The organism is Streptomyces boncukensis, from assembly GCF_011045075.1.
GTDB classification, from domain to species: Bacteria; Actinomycetota; Actinomycetes; order Streptomycetales; family Streptomycetaceae; genus Streptomyces; species Streptomyces boncukensis.
Window position 1 is genome coordinate 1 of sequence record NZ_JAAKZZ010000525.1, and the last position, 2,500, is coordinate 2,500.

1 rRNA gene (cut by a window edge) is annotated in these 2,500 nt (G+C 58.2%); it reads right to left on the reverse strand.

The window, feature by feature from the left end:
• Window positions 1-2,500, reverse strand: a 23S ribosomal RNA gene (locus G5C65_RS31200) (its annotated part continues 566 nt past the right edge of the window); the annotation flags it as partial.

Here is a 2,500-nt window from a genome sequence, read left to right on the forward strand (position 1 = left end):
GCCTATCAACCCCGTCGTCTCCAGGGAGCCTTAACCCCTCACAGGGGGCAGGAGTCCTCATCTCGGAGCAGGCTTCCCGCTTAGATGCTTTCAGCGGTTATCCTTCCCGAACGTAGCCAACCAGCCATGCCCCTGGCGGGACAACTGGCACACCAGAGGTCCGTCCGTCCCGGTCCTCTCGTACTAGGGACAGCCCTCCTCAGGACTCCAACGCGCGCAGCGGATAGGGACCGAACTGTCTCACGACGTTCTAAACCCAGCTCGCGTACCGCTTTAATGGGCGAACAGCCCAACCCTTGGGACCGACTCCAGCCCCAGGATGCGACGAGCCGACATCGAGGTGCCAAACCATCCCGTCGATATGGACTCTTGGGGAAGATCAGCCTGTTATCCCCGGGGTACCTTTTATCCGTTGAGCGACGGCGCTTCCACAAGCCACCGCCGGATCACTAGTCCCGACTTTCGTCCCTGCTCGACCCGTCAGTCTCACAGTCAAGCTCCCTTGTGCACTTACACTCACCACCTGATGACCAACCAGGCTGAGGGAACCTTTGGGCGCCTCCGTTACTCTTTAGGAGGCAACCGCCCCAGTTAAACTACCCACCAGACACTGTCCCCGATCCGGATCACGGACCCAGGTTCAGGCATCCAGCACGACCAGAGTGGTATTTCAACAACGACTCCACGAACACTGGCGTGCCCGCATCACAGTCTCCCACCTATCCTACACAAGCCGAACCGAACACCAATATCAAGCTGTAGTAAAGGTCCCGGGGTCTTTCCGTCCTGCTGCGCGAAACGAGCATCTTTACTCGTACTGCAATTTCACCGGGCCTATGGTTGAGACAGCCGAGAAGTCGTTACGCCATTCGTGCAGGTCGGAACTTACCCGACAAGGAATTTCGCTACCTTAGGATGGTTATAGTTACCACCGCCGTTTACTGGCGCTTAAGTTCCCAGCCTCGCCCACCCCGAAGAGCAGACTAACCGGTCCCCTTAACGTTCCAGCACCGGGCAGGCGTCAGTCCGTATACCTCGCCTTACAGCTTCGCACGGACCTGTGTTTTTAGTAAACAGTCGCTTCTCGCTGGTCTCTGCGGCCACCCCCAGCTCACCAAGCCAGTTGGATCACCAGAGAAGGCCCCCCTTCTCCCGAAGTTACGGGGGCATTTTGCCGAGTTCCTTAACCATAGTTCACCCGAACGCCTCGGTATGCTCTACCAGACCACCTGAGTCGGTTTCGGGTACGGGCCGCCGCCACACTCGCCAGAGGCTTTTCTCGACAGCATAGGATCATCCACTTCACCACAACGGCTCGGCATCAGGTCTCACCCCACAAGGTGTGCGGATTTCCCTGCACACCGGGCTACACCCTTACCCCGGGACAACCACCGCCCGGGCTGGACTACCTTCCTGCGTCACCCCATCACTCACCTACTACAAGTCTGGGCCGTCGGCTCCACCACTTTCCTTCCCCCGAAGGGTCCAGAACGGCTTCACGGACTTAGCATCGCCTGATTCGATGTTGAACGCGCAACAGCGGGTACCGGAATATCAACCGGTTCTCCATCGACTACGCCTGTCGGCCTCGCCTTAGGTCCCGACTTACCCTGGGCAGATCAGCTTGACCCAGGAACCCTTAGTCAATCGGCGCCGGAGTTTCCCACTCCAGTATCGCTACTCATGCCTGCATTCTCACTCGCATACCGTCCACAACTCGCTTCCACGGCTGCTTCACCCGGCACACGACGCTCCCCTACCCACCACAACAGGCGTTAGCCCCATATGTTGCAGTGACACGACGTCGGCGGTGTGCTTGAGCCCCGCTACATTATCGGCGCGGAATCACTTGACCAGTGAGCTATTACGCACTCTTTCAAGGATGGCTGCTTCTAAGCCAACCTCCTGGTTGTCTCTGCGACTCCACATCCTTTCCCACTTAGCACACGCTTAGGGGCCTTAGTCGATGCTCTGGGCTGTTTCCCTCTCGACCATGGAGCTTATCCCCCACAGTCTCACTGCCGCGCTCTCACTTACCGGCATTCGGAGTTTGGCTAAGGTCAGTAACCCGGTAAGGCCCATCGCCTACCCAGTGCTCTACCTCCGGCAAGAAACACACGACGCTGCACCTAAATGCATTTCGGGGAGAACCAGCTATCACGGAGTTTGATTGGCCTTTCACCCCTAACCACAGGTCATCCCCCAGGTTTTCAACCCTGGTGGGTTCGGCCCTCCACACGGTCTTACCCGCGCTTCAGCCTGCCCATGGCTAGATCACTCCGCTTCGGGTCTTGAACACGCTACTGACCGCCCTCTTCGGACTCGCTTTCGCTACGGCTCCCCCACACGGGTTAACCTCGCAACATGCCGCAAACTCGCAGGCTCATTCTTCAAAAGGCACGCAGTCACGACACAAGGAAAACAAGTTCCCTCATGCGACGCTCCCACGGCTTGTAGGCACACGGTTTCAGGTACTCTTTCACTCCGCTCCCGCGGTACT